Genomic DNA, 17,268 nt, shown 5'->3' with positions numbered 1-17,268 from the left:
CGAGTAACTAACGGGTGGTGATCAGAGTAGAGCGCGTGGGACCGTCGCGTAAGAGGCAACGGCCGCCGCTTTGATAACGAACCGGGCCCCTGTGCCGCGGGGGTCCGCGGCACAGGGGCCCGTCGGGCTACTTACGGGTACGCCCCGGGGCGTACTCCCATGAGGCCGGTGTTACTTCTTGGCCTTGCCCTCGCCGGCGGACTCGTCGGTCGACAGGACCGAGATGAACGCGTCCTGCGGCACCTCGACGTTGCCGACCATCTTCATCCGCTTCTTGCCTTCCTTCTGCTTCTCCAGCAGCTTCCGCTTACGGGAGATGTCACCGCCGTAGCACTTGGCGAGGACGTCCTTGCGGATGGCGCGGACCGTCTCGCGTGCGATGACCCGGGAGCCGATGGCGGCCTGGATCGGCACCTCGAAGTTCTGCCGGGGAATGAGCTTCTGCAGTTTGGCGACGAGCCGGACGCCGTACGCGTACGCCTTGTCCTTGTGCGTGACCGCCGAGAAGGCGTCCACCTTGTCGCCGTGCAGCAGGATGTCGACCTTGACGAGCTGGGCGGACTGCTCGCCCGTGGGCTCGTAGTCGAGCGAGGCGTAACCGCGGGTCTTGGACTTCAGCTGGTCGAAGAAGTCGAAGACGATCTCGGCGAGCGGCAGGGTGTAGCGGATCTCCACCCGGTCCTCGGAGAGGTAGTCCATGCCGAGCAGGGTGCCGCGCCTGTTCTGGCAGAGCTCCATGATCGCGCCGATGAACTCGCTGGGCGCCAGGACCGTGGCCCTCACGACCGGCTCGTGCACCTTGTCGATCTTGCCCTCGGGGAACTCGCTCGGGTTGGTGACGGTGTGCTCGCTGCCGTCCTCCATCTCGACGCGGTAGACCACGTTGGGTGCGGTGGCGATGAGCTCCAGGCCGAACTCGCGCTCGAGGCGCTCCCGGATCACGTCGAGGTGCAGCAGACCGAGGAAGCCCACGCGGAAACCGAAGCCGAGCGCGGCCGAGGTCTCCGGCTCGTACACCAGGGCGGCGTCGTTGAGCTGGAGCTTGTCCAGGGCCTCGCGCAGGTCCGGGTAGTCGGAGCCGTCCAGGGGGTAGAGCCCCGAGAACACCATCGGCTTCGGGTCCTTGTAACCGCCCAGCGCCTCGGTAGCGCCCTTGTTCAGGGAGGTGATGGTGTCACCGACCTTGGACTGCCGGACGTCCTTCACACCGGTGATGATGTAGCCGACCTCGCCCACGCCGATGCCGTCGGCCGGGGTCATCTCCGGGGAGGAGACACCGATCTCCAGCAGCTCGTGGGTGGCGCCCGTCGACATCATCCGGATGCGCTCACGCTTGTTGAGCTGCCCGTCGACGACCCTGACGTAGGTGACGACACCGCGGTAGGCGTCGTAGACCGAGTCGAAGATCATCGCGCGGGCCGGCGCGTCGGCCTGGCCGATCGGGGCCGGGACGTCCCGGACGACCCGGTCGAGCAGCGCGTCCACGCCGATACCGGTCTTGGCCGAGACCTTGAGCACGTCCTCGGGCTGACAGCCGATGAGGTTGGCCAGCTCCTCGGAGAACTTCTCGGGCTGCGCGGCGGGCAGGTCGATCTTGTTGAGCACCGGGACGATGGTGAGGTCGTTCTCCATCGCGAGGTAGAGGTTGGCCAGCGTCTGCGCCTCGATGCCCTGAGCCGCGTCGACCAGGAGGACGGTGCCCTCGCACGCGGCCAGGGAACGGGAGACCTCGTAGGTGAAGTCCACGTGGCCCGGGGTGTCGATCATGTTGAGGATGTGGGTCGTGCCCTTGTCCTCACCCTCGGTGGGCGCCCACGGCAGACGTACCGCCTGGGACTTGATGGTGATGCCGCGCTCGCGCTCGATGTCCATCCGGTCGAGATACTGGGCGCGCATCTGCCGCTGGTCGACCACTCCCGTCAGCTGGAGCATCCGGTCGGCAAGGGTCGACTTGCCGTGGTCGATGTGCGCGATGATGCAGAAGTTGCGGATCAGCGCCGGGTCGGTACGGCTCGGCTCGGGCACGTTGGTAGGAGTCGCGGGCACGCAGGGTCCTGATTCTTGAGACGCCGGACGCCGTGTCTCGGGTCGATGTCGGGTCGGACGGATCGATACGTAGCCTCCATGGTCCCACGCCTGCGGGGCCGGGACCGGTTTGGGCCGGTGCGAGAGTGACTGCTACCGTGGGCAGCTGTGCCTCGTGGCCCTCAGAAGCGGCGTGGCGCACATAGAAGATCCAACGAACCTGAAAAGGCTCTTTCGTGGCGAACATCAAGTCCCAGATCAAGCGGAACAAGACGAACGAGAAGGCGCGCCTGCGCAACAAGGCCGTCAAGTCCTCGCTCAAGACCTCGATCCGCAAGGCCCGTGAGGCTGCCGCTGCCGGTGACGTCGAGAAGGCCACTGTGGCCGTCCGCGACGCCTCCCGCCAGCTCGACAAGGCTGTCTCGAAGGGTGTCATCCACAAGAACGCCGCCGCCAACAAGAAGTCGGCGCTGGCTCTCAAGGTTGCCGCCCTCCAGGGCTGAGCTACTGATGTGATCGCCGGAACGGACTCAGCGGGCCCTCTCTCCCGCTCCTGACCGGCACCCCGCGCCGCACACCGAACCTGCGTTCGCCACGCGGGTGCGGCGCACCCCGCGTGAATCGAAGGCCCCGGCCATGTCCTCCCCAGGACTGCGGCCGGGGCCTTCGTGTGTGGTCCCCGAGCTGTCGGGGGCGTGGCGCGGGGTCAGCGGCCGCCGGAGCGTGCCGCGCGGGCGACGGCGACCACGGCCTTCTCCAGCGCGTACTCGGGATCATCTCCGCCGCCCTTGACACCGGCGTCCGCCGCCGCGACCGCGATCAGCGCCGTCGCCACTCCGTCCGGTGTCCATCCGCGCATCTGCTGGCGGACCCGGTCGATCTTCCACGGCGGCATGCCCAGCTCGCGGGCCAGGTCCGCCGGACGTCCGCCCCGGGCCGAGGAGAGCTTGCCGATCGCCCGGACGCCCTGTGCGAGGGCGCTGGTGATCAGGACGGGAGCGACGCCTGTGGACAGCGACCACCGCAGCGCCTCGAGCGCTTCCGCCGCCCGGCCCTCGACGGCACGGTCGGCGACGGTGAAGGAGGAGGCCTCGGCCCGCCCTGTGTAGTAACGGCCGACGACCGCTTCATCGATGGTGCCTTCGACGTCCGCGGCCAGCTGTGACACCGCGCTCGCCAGCTCCCGGAGGTCACTGCCGATCGAGTCCACCAGCGCCTGGCACGCCTCCGGGGTCGCGGAGCGGCCGAGCGCCCGGAATTCCGACCGTACGAAGGACAGCCGCTCGGCCGGTTTGGTGGTCTTGGGGCACGCCACCTCACGCGCCCCCGCCTTCCGCACCGCGTCCAGCAGTCCCTTGCCCTTGGCCCCGCCCGCGTGGAGGAGCACGAGGGTGATCTCCTCGGCGGGGGCGCCCAGGTACGCCTTGACGTCCTTGACGGTGTCGGCGGAGAGATCGTGTGCGTTGCGCACGATCACCACCTTGCGCTCGGCGAAGAGCGAGGGACTGGTGAGCTCCGCGAGCGTGCCGGGCTGCAGCTGGTCCGGGGTGAGGTCGCGGACGTCCGTGTCGGCGTCGGAGACACGGGCCGCGGCCACCACCTGCTGCACGGCACGGTCCAGGAGCAGGTCTTCCTGGCCCACGGCGAGCGTGACGGGGGCGAGCGGGTCGTCGGTGGAATTACGTCTGGTGGCCATCGCGGTCCAGCATCCCACGCCCCTGTGACAACCCTGCCGGGCAGCCGCTTGGGCGTACCGCCTGTCTCCGCGTATCGCCTGCCCCGTGTACCGCCTGCCTGCGCGTACCGGAGAATGACCGGGTGAGCGATGTGAGACATGTGCTGGTGCTGCCCGACCGCGACACGGCCGAGGAGGTCGCCGGGGAGCTGTCCGACCGGTTCGGCGTCTCGGAGGAGCCGCAGCTCGTCCGGGACGCCCTGGCCGGCGAGGACGACGCCGAGGACGCGCAGTGGCTGGTGGTGGTGGAGGATCCGGCCGCTCGGCTGGACTCCGCGACGCTCGACGCGTTCGCCGCGGAGTACGAGGGGTGGCTGGAGGCGCCGTAGAGGCGTTTACGCCCGGTCGGCGCCCAGTGGTGTCGGCCCCGGTCAGCCCTCGGGTGAAGTCCTCGCGGTGCAGCGCGGTGGTCGCCCTCCAGACCGTTGCACAGACCCAGGTACCGGGCGTCCAGCGTCACGATGCGGCTCACACCGTGCAGGGTGAGCGCACCGGTCACACCCCACCGGGTGCCGCCTCGGTGGACGAAGCGCTCGCTGAGGCAAACGCGGCAGCTCGGAGCAGGTTGCGCCGAGCTGTCCCGGCTGCACGCCGCTGTACGCAGGTGGTACGGAAGGTCCGTATTGATCCGGTGCCGTTGCCGGAGCTGGATGCCGGTGCCGGTGCGACGCCTGTGTCTGTCACCCGGCCGGGGTCGCGCGCACCGTGGGCGGGTGGGTGAGCACCAGACCGAAGTGGTCACGATAGGCGGCGAGCACCTCGGCGTCGTCGCCCAGCTCCGTCTCGTGCCGCTCGCCCCGCACGGTCGTGATCAGAGTGCTGCCGCGGAGCGTCACTCGGCCGTCCCCGGTGCGCCGGGAGCAGACGGGTGACCGTGAGAAGTGGGAATCCGGCGAGGTGCGGTGGTACCAGGCACCGGCCCGGAAGTCCGCCAGGACGCGTGGCCGCAGGTCCAGGCGGAACTGCCGCGAACCGTCGCGCAGCAGATCGAGGTCGCCCTGTGGTGCCTCCCGGAAGCGGAACCTGCCGCAGGGGTCGTCCTGTTCGACGAGGGCGTCCAGCTCGAGCGGGCGCACGGCGTGATCGCCGAACCCGACGTCGGCGAGCCACGGGCCCGTACCGTCGTCGGTCTCCACGCGCAGTGCGACGTGGTCGTACGGAATCCCGAGGCGTCCGCCGTCGCCGAAGACCCGTGCCTGGAGCAGGGTGACGCGGAAACCCAGTTCGCGCAGCAGCGCGGCGAAGGCGGGGTTGAGCTCGTAACAGAAGCCGCCGCGGCGGTCCGTCACGATCTTGTGCACGAGCTTCTCCTCCTCCAGGGCGATGTCCTGGCCGAGATGGATCGAGAGGTTCTCGAAGGGCACGGTCATCAGGTGAGACAGCTGCAATTCGCGCAGGGCCGCGGCGTCGGCACGGACCGGCCGGGCCGCACCGATGCGCTGCAGATAGGCATCCACCCAAGCGTCGGCGGGCGCCTGGGCCGGTCGCGGCGGTTCGTCGTTCATGCCACCAGTCTGTCGCGGTGCGCAGGACGGCGCCATGAGCCCGTGGGCGCAGGGCCTTTCGTTCGGATCAGGCCCCGTGAGCCCGGCCTGATCCGAACGGGGCCTACGACCGCCGACCGATGCGGTGGCTACGGCCGATGGCTAGCGTGAGGACCATGGCAGAGCGAGAGCCGGCACGCAGCCCGGAACAGCGCAAGCAGGACGCAATCGATCGTCTGGAGAAGGAAGACGACGCCTGGGTGGCGACGGCCTCTGCCGACGGCATGCCGTGCCTGGTGCCGCTGTCGTTCGTCTGGGACCGGGGCACATTGCTGATGGCCACCCGGCGCACCAATCCGACGGCGGTCAACGTGACTCCGTCGGGGCAGGCCAAAGTCACCCTCGGGCACACCCGCGATGTGGTGCTGATCGAAGGAACGGCCGAGATCGTGGAGGAGGCGGACCTTCCCGCCGAGTCGGGTGAGGCCTTCGCCGAGAAGCTTCACTGGGACCTGCGCGGACGCCCCACGTGGGTGTATCTGCGCATCACGCCGTACACCGTCAAGGCATGGCGCGAGGCGAACGAACTGGCAGGGCGCGACCTCATGGTCGACGGCACCTGGCTGGCCTGACATCGGGCGCGGGCCCGATAGCGGCCACCGGCTCCACAGGACCCGGCGCCGGGCGGACGTCACGTTCATGATCGGCCTGCCGCACGCAGGCCCGAGCCTGCGCCCGTCACCGCGATCGCACCGTGGAGGTCGGTGCGCAGAACCTCAGCTCCCGTCGCTTCGAGTGCTTCGACCGTACGGGCCGCAGGATGGCCGTAGGGATTGTCCTTGCCGCAGCTGATCAGCGCGAGCCTTGGGCGTGCGCTGCGCAGCAGGCCCGGGTCCTGGTGGGCGGAGCCGTGGTGCGCGACCTTGAGCACGTCCACCTGGGGCAGCGCCGGATGGCTGCGCAACATCCCCTGCTGGGCGGGGGGTTCCAGATCACCGAGGAGCAACAGGGTCAGTCCCCCGGACCGGACGAGCAGCGTGACGCTGGAATCGTTCGGTTCCTCGGTCGCATAGGCCGCTGCCGCCCCCCGCGGTTCCGCCGCGGGCCAGAGCACCTGCCAGTCGAGGGGCCCGGTCCGGCGCCGCTCCCCCGCAGCAGCCCGGACCGTCGGGACATGCGCCGCCGCGGCCGTGCGCTTCACGAAGCTCGCCTGCTCCGGCGGTTCTTCGAGGCTCGTCGTCTGGATCGCGCCGACCTCACGTCCTCTCAGCACCCCGGGCAGGCCGCGTACGTGGTCGGCGTGAAAGTGGGTCAGCAGGAGCAAGGGCACACGGGTGATGCCGAGGTCACGCAGACACCGGTCCACGAGGCGGGGTTCAGGGCCGGTATCCACGACCACCGCCGCACCATTCCCAGCGGCGAGCACCATGGCGTCTCCCTGCCCTACGTCGCAGAGCGCGAAGGCCCAGCCCGGCGGCGGCCATCCCGTGACGAGCCGGGTGAGGGGTACGGGTCTCAGCACCGCGAGCACCAGCAGGAGCGCGGCGGCGGCGCAGATCCAGGGGTGACGGGCCATGCGGCGTGCCGACAGCGCCAGCAGGGCCGTGAGCACGGCCAGCAGGACCGCACCGCGCCAGCCGCCCGGCCAGTCGGCCTCCGCCCCGGGTAGCGCGGCCCCGGTGCGGGCCACTGACGCAATCCATCCGACGGGCCAGCCGGCGATCCCGGCCAGCGCTTCCGCCACCGGCATGGACGCCGGAGCTACGGCGAGGGCCGCGAAACCCAGGACCGTCGCGGGCGCCACCGCGAATTCGGCCAGCAGGTTGCAGGGGATCGCGACCAGGCTGACGCGCGACGCGAGGACCACGACCACGGGTGCGCAGACAGCCTGGGCGGCGCCCGCGGCGGCCAGTATCTCGGCGAGCCGTCCTGGGACCCCGTGCCGCTGGAGGGAGTCGCTCCACTTCGGGGCGAGTGTGAGAAGCGCCCCGGTGGCGAGCACGGACAGCAGGAACCCGTAACTGCGGGCCAGCCACGGGTCGTACAGCACCAGGAGCAGAACGGCCGCGGCCAGGGCGGGCAGCAGCGATCTGCGCCGGCCGGTTCCGATGGCGAGCAGGGTGATCAGGCCGCAGGCAGCCGCGCGCAGAACGCTCGGCTCGGGGCGGCAGACGATCACGAAGGCGAGCGCGACCCCGCCGCCGGTCAGGGCGGTCATGCGCAGGGAAATACCCAGCCGGGGCGCCAGACCGCGGCGTTCACTGCGCAAGGCGCTGCCCGGTGGGCCGATGAGAAGGAAGAGCAGGATCGACAGGTTGGCGCCCGACACGGCCAGCAGGTGGGTGAGGTCGGTCGCTTTGAAGGCGTCGTGCAGATCGGGCGGAATTCGTGAGGTGTCACCGACGACCAGTCCTGGCAGGAGTGCCCTGGCATCGGCGTCCAGCCCGTCGGTGGCCTCCCGCAGCCCGGATCGCAGATCCCCTGCGGTGCGCTGAAGAAGGGTGGGCCCCCTGATGACCATCGGTGGGTCGTCCGCATCGGTGTTGAGTACGGCCGCGAAGCGTTCCCCCTCATGACGCGGTGGTGCGAGCCGCCCACTGATCCGGAGACCCGTCGAGGGCAGCAGCCGCTGCCACCGTGTGCTCGTGTCCCCCGGGGCGACCATGACGAGGACCGGGGTGCGGAGCCTGGTGACTGTGCCGTCCGGAGCGGTCAGCCGGTTGACCTCCGCGTCGATGAGCAGGGATACGGGTGTGCTGTGGTCGCCCCTTACGCGCGGTCGGGTCTGCCGGGGATCGGACGTCACGGTCGCCTCCGCCTCGACCCGCGCGTACGACTCCGCCAGGCCGGGGACGGGACCACTGCGGGCATCCGCGCCGTGGAGCCCGGCAGCCGCCGCCCCGGCAGCCGCGCAGAGCAGCACTCCGGCCACGGTCGTGGTGCGTGGTCCCGTGCGCCGGGGTGACCTCGCCGGCCCCGGCGTCCCGGCCGCCGGCCCAGCCCGCCTTGCCGGACCTGGCTGTCTCCCCGGAGCCGGCTGCCCTTCCGTACCTGTCCGTCCTCGGAGGCCCTCTGGACCCGGCACGTGTCCGGGCTCCACTCGCGCCCCGACGCGCGCCACGGCGACGAGACCCAGCCCGGCGCACCCGCAGAGAATCGCCCCGAGCGCCACCCACCGGCCCGGTGCTCCCAACGCCACGGCGGCTGCCGCCCAGGCGGCCAGTGCGGGGGGAACCAGCCGCAGGTCGGCCGGCGCCTCCTGGCGCGGGTCGGCAGCGCCCAGTCGCCGCCCCGAACCCGTGTGGACGTCGGATCCGTCCGCCGCCTCGCTCATGGCCTCACCAACGGCCGGAGGTCCGCGAATCGGCGCTCCCCGATGCCGTTGACCTCACGGAGCTCGTCGACGGAGCGGTAACCCCCGTGCTCGGTGCGGTAGTCGATGATGTGCTGGGCGAGCACCGGCCCGACACCGGGCAGGGTTTCGAGCTGGTCGACAGTTGCCGTGCCGAGACTCACCGGCGCCGCCGGGCCGGCTTGCCCCTCCGCCCCTGCCTCGCTCACGGGTGGCGGCGCGGCGGGCAGGCCCACCGCCACCTGCTCGCCGTCCGCCAGGACGCGTGCGCGATTGAGCGTGGTGACATCGGCACCCGCACGGACGCCTCCCGCGGCCCGCAAGGCGTCCGCGACGCGGGAGCCCGCCGGCAGATACTGGATCCCCGGTCGGCGCACCTTGCCGCTCACATCCACGACGATCTGCGCGCCGGGGCCGGCCCCCGTCTTCGGTCCCGCGTCCGGACCGGGTGCGAGGCCGGCGGGGAGGCCGGGCAGCTCGGCTCGCACGGCCCCCGGCCCGCCCGTCCGGACGGCGGCCTCCGTGACCCGGTCGGGCGCCCGAACCGGCTCGGGACGGGCCGACCAGAAGTGTGCCGCCGCGAATACCGCGGCCCCGACCAGGACGACGGCGAGCGCGGCCAGCGCGCGTGGCTCGAGGCCGCATCGCAGGTGTACCCACAGCGGTAACCGGTCCCGCAGAGCGGGCCCCGCTTCCCGCCACCACCGCGGCCGCGCCGCGGACCCGTCGGGCGTCCCGCGTCGCGTCGGGACAGACGGCTTGGTCTGTGGCGCCGCCACGGGACCGGCTTCGGGCGTGGGCAGCGGCGGGGCCACCGCCCATGAAGGTGCCGGACGGGCACGTCCGGGCGCGCCGCACAGGGCCGTAGCCGTGCCAGGGCCCGCCCCCACCCCCGTCGCATCAGCGGCCTCAGCAGTCCGCGGCGCGGCCCGGTCGGCGGCCATGAGGGCGTCCGCCCGGAGCCGGGATGCTGCCGCCGTCCCGGCATCCGATCCGCGCCCCCTGCGTCCGGGGCGTCCGTGCCGGGCGCTCGAGGTGGTGCCGGGCGAGGTACCGGCCGCTCCGCCGGGGCGGACACCGGGCCGGGACCCGGCATGCCCCGCCGGGCCGGACCCGCGGGACGGACGTGGTACGGCTCGGTGTGTGGCGCGATGGGTGGGCGGGCGCCTGGGCGGATCCGTGCCGGCGGGCGTGGACAGATCGACGAGCAGGTGGGCACCGGTCGGACTCTGCCTGTCCACGGAACGGACGACTGCGGAAAGTGGTCGGAAGGTCATGCATCAGGACGCTAGACACTTCCGTCGAAACCCGCCGAGCCCACCTGATCACAGTGGATTACTCATGAGTTGTGGACAACCGCGTCACCCGCCGGAGTGAGTCTCAGCGCGGCGCGACCACCGCTCCCAGCAGCCCCGGCCCGGTGTGCGCCCCGATCACCGCGCCCACCTCGCTCACATGCAGATCGGCAAGCCCTGGAATTCGTGCCCGCAGCCGCTCCGCCAGCCGCTCGGCTCCGTCCGGAGCAGCCAGGTGGTGGACGGCGATGTCCACAGCGCCCGTGCCGGCCCGAGCGGCCACGATCTCCTCGAGCCGCGCGATCGCCTTGGATGCCGTCCGTACCTTCTCCAGCATCTCGATCCGGCCGCCGTCGAGCTGGAGCAGCGGTTTGACGGCAAGAGCCGATCCCAGCAGTGCCTGGGCGGCACCGATGCGCCCGCCCCGGCGCAGATAGTCCAGCGTGTCGACGTAGAAGAACGCCGCCGTGCCCGCCGCCCTCTTCTCGGCCGCCGTGACCGCCTCGTCCAGGCCGCCGCCCGCCTCGGCGGCCTCGGCCGCGGCCAGCGCACAGAATCCCAGAGCCATGGCGACCATGCCGGTGTCGACCACGCGCACGGGCACGGGTGCGTCCTTGGCCGCAAGCTCGGCGGCGTCGTACGTACCGGAGAACTCGGCCGACAGATGGAGGGAGACGATGCCCGTGGCCCCGCCCTCTGCCACAGCGCGGTACGCGGCGGCGAAGACCTCCGGGCTGGGCCGTGACGTGGTCACGGAGCGGCGCTTCTGCAGGGCCGCCGCCAGCGACCGGGCCGAGATCTCCGTGCCTTCCTCCAGGGCCTGATCCCCCAGGACGACGGTCAGCGGCACTGCGGTGATGCCATGCCGTTCCATCGTCTGGGGCGGCAGATAGGCCGTTGAATCGGTGACGATCGCGACATGGCGGGACATGAGCCGGAGGTTACCTTCCGAGTCGGGGACGCGGCAGCCCGGGCCCGGCGTGCTGATCGTTCCGGGTCGGCCCGGTGTCGGTCCCCGGCACGTCTTCGGCCTGCCGGAAGCGCTGAGAACTCGTGCAGCACGCGCGGACACATCCCGCCGTGTTCCCGGCCGCGTCCTGCGTCTCCCTCGCCGTCACGCGTCAGTTCGTCGTCTCCGGCCTGGTGGACTTCTGCCACGGATAACTCGTGCGCGGTTCCGGGCCCGGCGGGGGGAGCGACGGCGTCGTCTCCGCGTCGGCCGGCCCGCTCCAGCTGCGCCCGGCTGTATCGCTCCGGGCCGACGGCTCCTCGGTCGTCCAGTGACGGAGGGCCCCTGCCTCCAGGTCGATCTGCGCGTTGAGCGCGGCTAGGTCGTCGTCGGCGAACTGCCTGGCACGGTCACGCGCCGCCCAGCGCAGCGATTCCGCCGCGTGTGTGATGCGCTCGGTGCGCTCCTTCAGCCCCGGCAGCAGCGTGGCCACCGTCGCCCGGTCCGGCTCGCGTTCCAGCCGCTTGAGGTCGTCGTCGAGCTCGCGTCCATGGGCGCTCAGTCGCTGGAAGAGCCCCAGCGACTCCGAGAGGGAGGCGTCCTCCGCAGCCCCGGCGTCGAGCGCTTCCTGCGTGGCCCGCATCGATGTGCGCAGAGTGAGCCTCAGCTGTGCCAGCTCGCCCGGAACACCGGGCTGGCCGTAACTCTTGGCCCGCAGGGTGGTGTCCTCCACGGAGCGGCGCGCCTGCGTGATCGTCCGGTCGACACCGCGCTTGGCCGCACGAACCGTCTTCACCCCGGCGTACACCCCGAGCGCCATGAAAGCCACGAACAGCAGCGTCAGGATCAGGATCACGGCTTCCATGAACGCCCCTAGGTCGTCGAATCGGCTGCCCGCGTACGGTCGCCCTTCCACCGTAAACGGAACGGGCAGGCCAAGGGTTCCGCAGGAACCCCCAACCTGCCCGTAGGGGGAGGCCCTGGCGCCCGGGCGCACCGTCAGGCAGGGACGATGTTGACCAGCTTCGGCGCCCGCACGATCACCTTGCGGATCCCGGCCCCGCCCAGTGCGGCGACCACATTCTCGTCGGCCAGGGCCAGCGCCTCCAGCTCCTCGTCCGAGATGGACGGGGAGATCTCCAGGCGGGCCTTGACCTTGCCCTTGATCTGCACCACGCAGGTCACGGTCTCGTCCACGACGTACGCCGGGTCGGCGACCGGGAAGTCCTGGTGCACGACCGACTCGGTGTGGCCCAGTCGGCGCCACAGCTCCTCCGCCACGTGCGGCGCCAGCGGTGCGACCAGCAGCACCAGTCGCTCGGCGACCGACCGCGACAGCGGGCCGCCCGCCTTCGTCAGGTGGTTGTTCAGCTCGGTGACCTTGGCGATGGCGGTGTTGAACCGCATTCCGGCCATGTCCTGGCCGATCCCGTCGATGGCCTTGTGCAGCGCCCGCAGCGTGTCCTCACCGGGCTCCGTGTCCACGACGGTGACCTCCCCGGTCTCCTCGTCGACGATGTTGCGCCACAGTCGCTGCAGCAGCCGGTACTGGCCGACCACGGCCCGGGTGTCCCACGGACGCGAGACGTCCAGCGGGCCCATGGCCATCTCGTACAGCCGCAGGGTGTCGGCCCCGTACTCGCCGCAGATCTCGTCGGGCGTGACGGCGTTCTTCAGGGACTTGCCCATCTTGCCCAGGACGCGGCTGACCTTTTCGCCGGCGTGGTAGAACGCCCCGTCGCGCTCCTCGACCTCGGCGGCCGGGACCGCGATGCCGCGGCTGTCCCGGTAGACGAAGGCCTGGATCATGCCCTGGTTGTACAGCTTGTGGAACGGCTCGGCGGACGAGATGTGCCCGAGGTCGTACAGCACCTTCGACCAGAAGCGGGCGTACAGCAGGTGCAGCACCGCGTGCTCGGCCCCGCCGACGTACAGGTCGACGCCGCCGGTCGGCTGCCCCTCACGCGGCCCCATCCAGTACTGCTCGATCGCCGGGTCGACCAGCCGCTGATCGTTGTGCGGATCCAGGTAGCGCAGCTCGTACCAGCAGGAACCCGCCCAGTTGGGCATGGTGTTGGTCTCGCGTCGGTAACTGCGCGGACCAGCGCCGTCGCCGAGGTCCAGGGTGACGTGGACCCAGTCGGCGTTCCGGGACAGCGGCGTCTCGGGCTGCGTGTCGGCGTCCTCCGGGTCGAAGGTGCGCGGGGAGTAGTCCTCGACCTCGGGGAGTTCCAGCGGCAGCATCGACTCCGGCAGCGCGTGGGCGATGCCCTCCTCGTCGTACACGATCGGGAAGGGCTCACCCCAGTAGCGCTGGCGGCTGAACAGCCAGTCCCTGAGACGGAAGTTGACGGTGCCCTCACCGACGCCCCGAGCCTGCATCCATGCGGTGATCCTCGCCTTGGCCTCGACGACACCCAGGCCGTCCAGCGAGATCTCCTCGTTGGCAGAATTGACCAGCTTCGCCTCGTACGAGCCGAACGCGTCCTCCCACGTCGACGGGTCCAGGCCGCGGCCGTCCGACGGCTCGACGACGCAGCGCATCGGCAGCTCGAAGGCGCGCGCGAAAGCGAAGTCGCGCGTGTCGTGCGCCGGTACGGCCATGATCGCGCCGGTCCCGTAGCCCATCAGGACGTAGTCGGCGATGAAGACGGGGACCTTCTCGCCGCTGACCGGGTTGGTCGCGTAGGCACCCGTGAAGACGCCGGTCTTGTCCTTGGCCTCCGCCTGCCGTTCCACGTCGGACTTGGCGGCGGCCTGCTTGCGGTACGCGGTGACGGCCTCGGCCGGGCTTGTGTGGCCGCCGGTCCACACCGGGTGGGTGCCCTCGGGCCAGGCGGCGGGGATGATCCGCTCGACCAGCTCGTGTTCCGGTGCCAGCACCATGTAGGTGGCACCGAACAGGGTGTCCTGGCGGGTGGTGAAGACGGTGATGTCACCTGCGCCGTCGACCGGGAAGTCGACGCGCGCGCCCTCGGAACGGCCGATCCAGTTGCGCTGCTGCAGCTTGATGGCCTCCGGCCAGTCCAGCCCGTCCAGGTCGTTCAGCAGCCGGTCCGCGTAGGCCGTGATGCGCATGTTCCACTGGCGGAGCTTGGCCTTGAAGACCGGGAAGTTACCGCGCTCGGAACGACCGTCGGCCGTCACCTCTTCGTTGGCCAGTACGGTGCCCAGTCCGGGCGCCCAGTTCACGGGCGCGTCCGAGGCGTACGCCAGGCGGTACTGCCCCAGGAGGTCTGCGCGGTCGGCGGCGCTCAGCGCATCCCACTCGCGGCCGTCGGGGACCGGGCGCTCACCGTTCTCGAACTGGGCGACCAGTTCGGCGATGGGCCGGGCCCGGTCGGCCTCGGAGTCGTACCAGGAGTTGAAGATCTGCAGGAAGATCCACTGGGTCCACTTGTAGTAGTCCGCGTCGATCGTCGCGAAGGAGCGGCGCTTGTCGTGGCCCAGGCCCAGCCGGCGCAGCTGGACCTTCATGTTCTCCATGTTGGCCTCGGTGGACACCCGCGGGTGCGTGCCCGTCTGCACGGCGTACTGCTCGGCAGGCAGGCCGAAGGCGTCGAAGCCCAGGGTGTGCAGGACGTTGTGCCCGGTCATCCGCTGGTGCCGGGCGTAGACGTCGGTGGCGATGTAGCCCAGCGGGTGCCCGACGTGCAGACCGGACCCCGAGGGGTACGGGAACATGTCCATGATGAACTTCTTGGGCTTGGCGGCCCTCTCCGCGTCACCCGCCAGATCACCGGTCGGGTTCGGTGCCTCGTACGTCCCCTCGGCGTCCCAGAAGTCCTGCCAGCGTGCCTCGATGTCGGCGGCCATCGCTGCCGTATAGCGGTGCGGCGCGGCCACCTCGGCCGCGGTGTTCGTCTCGCTCATGATCCTCAAAGCTCCATCGATCGTCATCTGCCGGCGCCCACGTCTACGGACACACGTCTACGGAAACGAAAAATCCCCTCGCACAGGAGGGGACGCCGCGCCGAGTCCGACCAGGCATTCTCACCGGTCGGGAATGATCAGCGCGGCTCGCTAAGCAGAAGGCGTACGGCACGCATGGCGTCAGGGTACCGCACGGACCCGGCGCCCGGCCCGGAAGATGTCCGGCCGCGAAGCGGCACGCCCCCCGTCACCGACGAGCCGCCGGCACGCCGCCGCCAAGGCGGCGGACACGACTGCCCCGGGTGGCGGACACAAAAGAAGCGGGCCATCCGATCCGGATGACCCGCTTCTTCACTGTGGAGCTAAGGAGAATTGAACTCCTGACCTCCTGCATGCCATGCAGGCGCTCTACCAACTGAGCTATAGCCCCGTGTTGTTTGCCGCCCGGTTTCCCTGGCGACATCGAGAACATTACACGGTCCCCCCTGCCCATCAAAAATCGTTTGCGGTCCGTCCCGGTATGACCGGTGCGCAACGCCCTGACCAGCGGCTGGTCCGATCATGAGCAGGCCGGGTGGGAGGCACCGCTTCAGGCGGTGGCGAACGAGTAGAACCGCTTGAGGGTGCAGTGCTCCTCCAGGAGCCGGCCGTAGATCGGCTCTCCCTCGAGCTCTCGGTACGTCTCGATGGGGTCGCCTTTTATGATCAGCGCCCGCGCGCACTCCTCGCACCAGTACTGGAACTCCGCATTGACGGGGTCCATGTCCCTGACGATGGGTGTACCACTGCCACACCAGTCACACTTCCGCCTGTGCGCACCCATCCGCTCAGCTCCGGGGGCGGCCGCAGGCCGTGCGCGCGAAGGAACCCTCTTGCGAGGAACAGGGAGAGCGGGACGCCGTGGGGGTAAGGAGCGGGCCCGGGGCCCGTACGCGGCTCGCAGGCATCGCGCTCCCTCCCGATCGGTCCGTCGCCCCCTCCGGCGGTCCGATTCTGCCATGGCGCCGCACGGAGGTCAGCCCGAAGACCGCCCCGCTGCCCGCCTTTGCCGTCGGGGGAGGGCACCGGTCCGGTCGGCTCACCTGCGAGGATGACACCGGAACACCCCGTCGCCCCTTGTCCCGCACGGGCCGGGGCAGTTGAGGCCCTGAGAGCGAGGACCACCGCGCCGGGCCCACACCACCGGCAAAAAAGATCCCGCCCCCTGCCGGGGACGGGATCTTGACTGTGGAGCTAAGGAGAATTGAACTCCTGACCTCCTGCATGCCATGCAGGCGCTCTACCAACTGAGCTATAGCCCCGCTGTTCGCTGTGTTTCCCTGCGTTTCCGCGCTGCGAACAAGAAGAACTTTAGCCTGCGACGGGCCGGAAAGTGAAATCCGGCCCCCGCTGCCCGGAGGGGCCCTCCGGGCGCCCTCTAATCGTCGTCCCCGAGCACCGGTTCGGGAAGCGTCCCGGCGTTGTGCTCGAGCAGACGCCAGCCGCGCGCGCCTTCGCCGAGCACGGACCAGCAGCAGTTGGAAAGCCCTCCGAGCCCTTCCCAGTGGTGGGCTTCGAGCCCGAGCAGACGGCCGATGGTCGTCCGGATCGTGCCGCCATGACTCACGACCACGAGCGTCCCCGCGTCGGGCAGCTTGTCGGCATGCTCCAGGACGACGGGGGCGGCGCGGTCGGCCACCTCGGTCTCCAGCTCGCCACCGCCCCTGCGGATCGGCTCACCGCGCTTCCACGCGGCGTACTGCTCGCCGTACTGCCCGACGATCTCCTCATGCGTGAGGCCCTGCCAGGCACCCGCATACGTCTCGCGCAGCGCGGAGTCGTGTGCGACGGCCAGGCCGGTGACCGAGACGAGCTCGGCGGCCGTGGCCGCCGCCCGCCGCAGGTCGGACGCCACGATCGCGTCCGGCCGCAGCGAGGCGAGCAGCCGGGCGGCGCGGCGCGCCTGGCCCACGCCGGTCTCGGTCAGCTCGATGTCCGTGGTGCCCTGGAAACGGCGTTCCAGATTCCACGCCGTCTGGCCGTGCCGCCAGAGAACGATCTTGCGGCCCCTGCCGCTCCTGCTGCCGTTCAGCTCTCGTCACCTTCCGTGCCGCCGTTGAGCTGGGCGTGCTCCTCGGCCTTGCCCCGGGTCTTGAGCGCGTCCTCGGGGAGGGCGATCTCGGGGCAGTCCTTCCACAGGCGTTCGAGCGCGTAGAACACACGCTCCTCGCTGTGCTGGACGTGGATCACGATGTCGACGTAGTCGAGAAGGATCCAGCGGGCGTCGCGGTCGCCCTCGCGGCGCACCGGCTTGGCGCCGAGTTCCTTCTGCAGCCGCTCCTCGATCTCGTCGACGATCGACTTGACCTGGCGGTCGTTGGGGGCCGAGGCCAGCAGGAAGGCGTCGGTGATCGACAGCACGTCGCTGACGTCGTAGGCGATGATGTCGTGCGCGAGCCGGTCGGCCGCGGCCTGGGCGGCGGCGGTGATGAGCTCGATGGAGCGGTCCGTGGCGGTCACATGCAGGCTTTCGTCGGCGGTCAGATCAACCTCTAGGGTCTCACGGACCGCCGACA

General features: G+C 70.6%; 14 protein-coding genes, 2 tRNA genes and 1 pseudogene. 3 read left to right on the top strand and 14 right to left on the bottom strand.

Features of this window, described 5'->3' with window-relative positions:
- Nucleotides 1–171: 171 nt before the first annotated feature.
- A complete protein-coding gene (lepA, locus tag ACFYSH_RS22530) occupies nt 172–2,046 on the bottom strand; it encodes a translation elongation factor 4 (RefSeq protein WP_359472443.1) in 1,875 nt (624 codons plus the stop codon).
- 215 nt (nt 2,047–2,261) lie between these two features.
- Between lepA and rpsT the strand changes: the two genes are divergently transcribed.
- Nucleotides 2,262–2,528, top strand: a complete 267-nt coding sequence (gene rpsT, locus ACFYSH_RS22525) for a 30S ribosomal protein S20 (RefSeq protein WP_014156344.1) — start codon at nt 2,262–2,264, stop codon at nt 2,526–2,528.
- Nucleotides 2,529–2,731: 203 nt separating this feature from the next.
- Here the strand turns inward: rpsT and holA are convergent, their stop codons facing one another.
- Nucleotides 2,732–3,721 carry a DNA polymerase III subunit delta gene (gene holA / locus ACFYSH_RS22520; RefSeq protein ID WP_359472595.1) on the bottom strand — a complete coding sequence of 330 codons (990 nt, stop codon included), beginning with the start codon at nt 3,719–3,721 and terminating at the stop codon, nt 2,732–2,734.
- A gap of 122 nt (nt 3,722–3,843) precedes the next feature.
- Between holA and ACFYSH_RS22515 the strand changes: the two genes are divergently transcribed.
- Nucleotides 3,844–4,089, top strand: a complete 246-nt coding sequence (locus ACFYSH_RS22515) for a hypothetical protein (protein WP_359472593.1) — start codon at nt 3,844–3,846, stop codon at nt 4,087–4,089.
- Between the two features lie 62 nt (nt 4,090–4,151).
- Here ACFYSH_RS22515 and ACFYSH_RS22510 read toward each other — a convergent pair.
- Together ACFYSH_RS22510 and ACFYSH_RS22505 are read right to left on the bottom strand one after the other, a co-directional pair.
- Nucleotides 4,152–4,298: pseudogene (locus tag ACFYSH_RS22510) on the bottom strand (YceI family protein); the annotation flags it as partial.
- 142 nt (nt 4,299–4,440) lie between these two features.
- Nucleotides 4,441–5,265: an arylamine N-acetyltransferase gene (locus ACFYSH_RS22505; RefSeq protein WP_359472441.1), complete on the bottom strand. Its 825-nt coding sequence runs from the start codon at nt 5,263–5,265 to the stop codon at nt 4,441–4,443.
- A gap of 155 nt (nt 5,266–5,420) precedes the next feature.
- Here ACFYSH_RS22505 and ACFYSH_RS22500 point away from each other — a divergent pair, with 155 nt between their 5' ends.
- Nucleotides 5,421–5,876: a pyridoxamine 5'-phosphate oxidase family protein gene (locus tag ACFYSH_RS22500; protein WP_388754700.1), complete on the top strand. Its 456-nt coding sequence runs from the start codon at nt 5,421–5,423 to the stop codon at nt 5,874–5,876.
- 65 nt (nt 5,877–5,941) lie between these two features.
- Here the strand turns inward: ACFYSH_RS22500 and ACFYSH_RS22495 are convergent, their stop codons facing one another.
- From ACFYSH_RS22495 to rsfS, 10 genes are all read right to left on the bottom strand, one after another.
- Nucleotides 5,942–8,578, bottom strand: a complete 2,637-nt coding sequence (locus tag ACFYSH_RS22495) for a ComEC/Rec2 family competence protein (RefSeq protein ID WP_388754698.1) — start codon at nt 8,576–8,578, stop codon at nt 5,942–5,944.
- The gene (locus tag ACFYSH_RS22490; protein ID WP_388754695.1) at nt 8,575–9,411 is read right to left on the bottom strand and encodes a helix-hairpin-helix domain-containing protein; all 837 of its coding nucleotides are present in this window, start codon (nt 9,409–9,411) and stop codon (nt 8,575–8,577) included. The genes ACFYSH_RS22495 and ACFYSH_RS22490 overlap by 4 nt, the downstream gene beginning before the upstream one ends.
- Before the next feature lie 565 nt (nt 9,412–9,976).
- Nucleotides 9,977–10,822 carry a DegV family protein gene (locus ACFYSH_RS22485; RefSeq protein WP_388754692.1) on the bottom strand — a complete coding sequence of 282 codons (846 nt, stop codon included), beginning with the start codon at nt 10,820–10,822 and terminating at the stop codon, nt 9,977–9,979.
- A 190-nt stretch (nt 10,823–11,012) separates the two neighbouring features.
- Nucleotides 11,013–11,705, bottom strand: a complete 693-nt coding sequence (locus ACFYSH_RS22480) for a hypothetical protein (RefSeq protein ID WP_359472225.1) — start codon at nt 11,703–11,705, stop codon at nt 11,013–11,015.
- A gap of 134 nt (nt 11,706–11,839) precedes the next feature.
- Nucleotides 11,840–14,713, bottom strand: coding sequence for a leucine--tRNA ligase (gene leuS, locus ACFYSH_RS22475; RefSeq protein ID WP_359472222.1), 2,874 nt, complete (start codon nt 14,711–14,713; stop codon nt 11,840–11,842).
- Between the two features lie 357 nt (nt 14,714–15,070).
- A tRNA-Ala gene (locus ACFYSH_RS22470) sits at nt 15,071–15,143 on the bottom strand.
- Nucleotides 15,144–15,302: 159 nt separating this feature from the next.
- Entirely contained in the window at nt 15,303–15,536 is a 234-nt protein-coding gene (locus tag ACFYSH_RS22465; protein WP_033305681.1) for a hypothetical protein, read from the bottom strand.
- A gap of 405 nt (nt 15,537–15,941) precedes the next feature.
- Nucleotides 15,942–16,014: transfer RNA gene (locus ACFYSH_RS22460), tRNA-Ala, on the bottom strand.
- Nucleotides 16,015–16,130: 116 nt separating this feature from the next.
- Entirely contained in the window at nt 16,131–16,784 is a 654-nt protein-coding gene (locus ACFYSH_RS22455) for a histidine phosphatase family protein (protein ID WP_359472237.1), read from the bottom strand.
- Nucleotides 16,781–17,212 (bottom strand): ribosome silencing factor, encoded by a 432-nt coding sequence (rsfS, locus tag ACFYSH_RS22450; protein WP_359472220.1) that lies wholly within the window; start codon nt 17,210–17,212, stop codon nt 16,781–16,783. Before rsfS ends, ACFYSH_RS22455 begins: the two co-directional genes overlap by 4 nt.
- Between the last annotated feature and the right edge of the window lie 56 nt (nt 17,213–17,268).

The organism is Streptomyces sp. NPDC005791, assembly GCF_042871485.1.
GTDB lineage: Bacteria > Actinomycetota > Actinomycetes > Streptomycetales > Streptomycetaceae > Streptomyces.
Note: the sequence above shows the minus strand (reverse complement) of the source record. Positions and strands in the feature narration are given on the sequence as shown.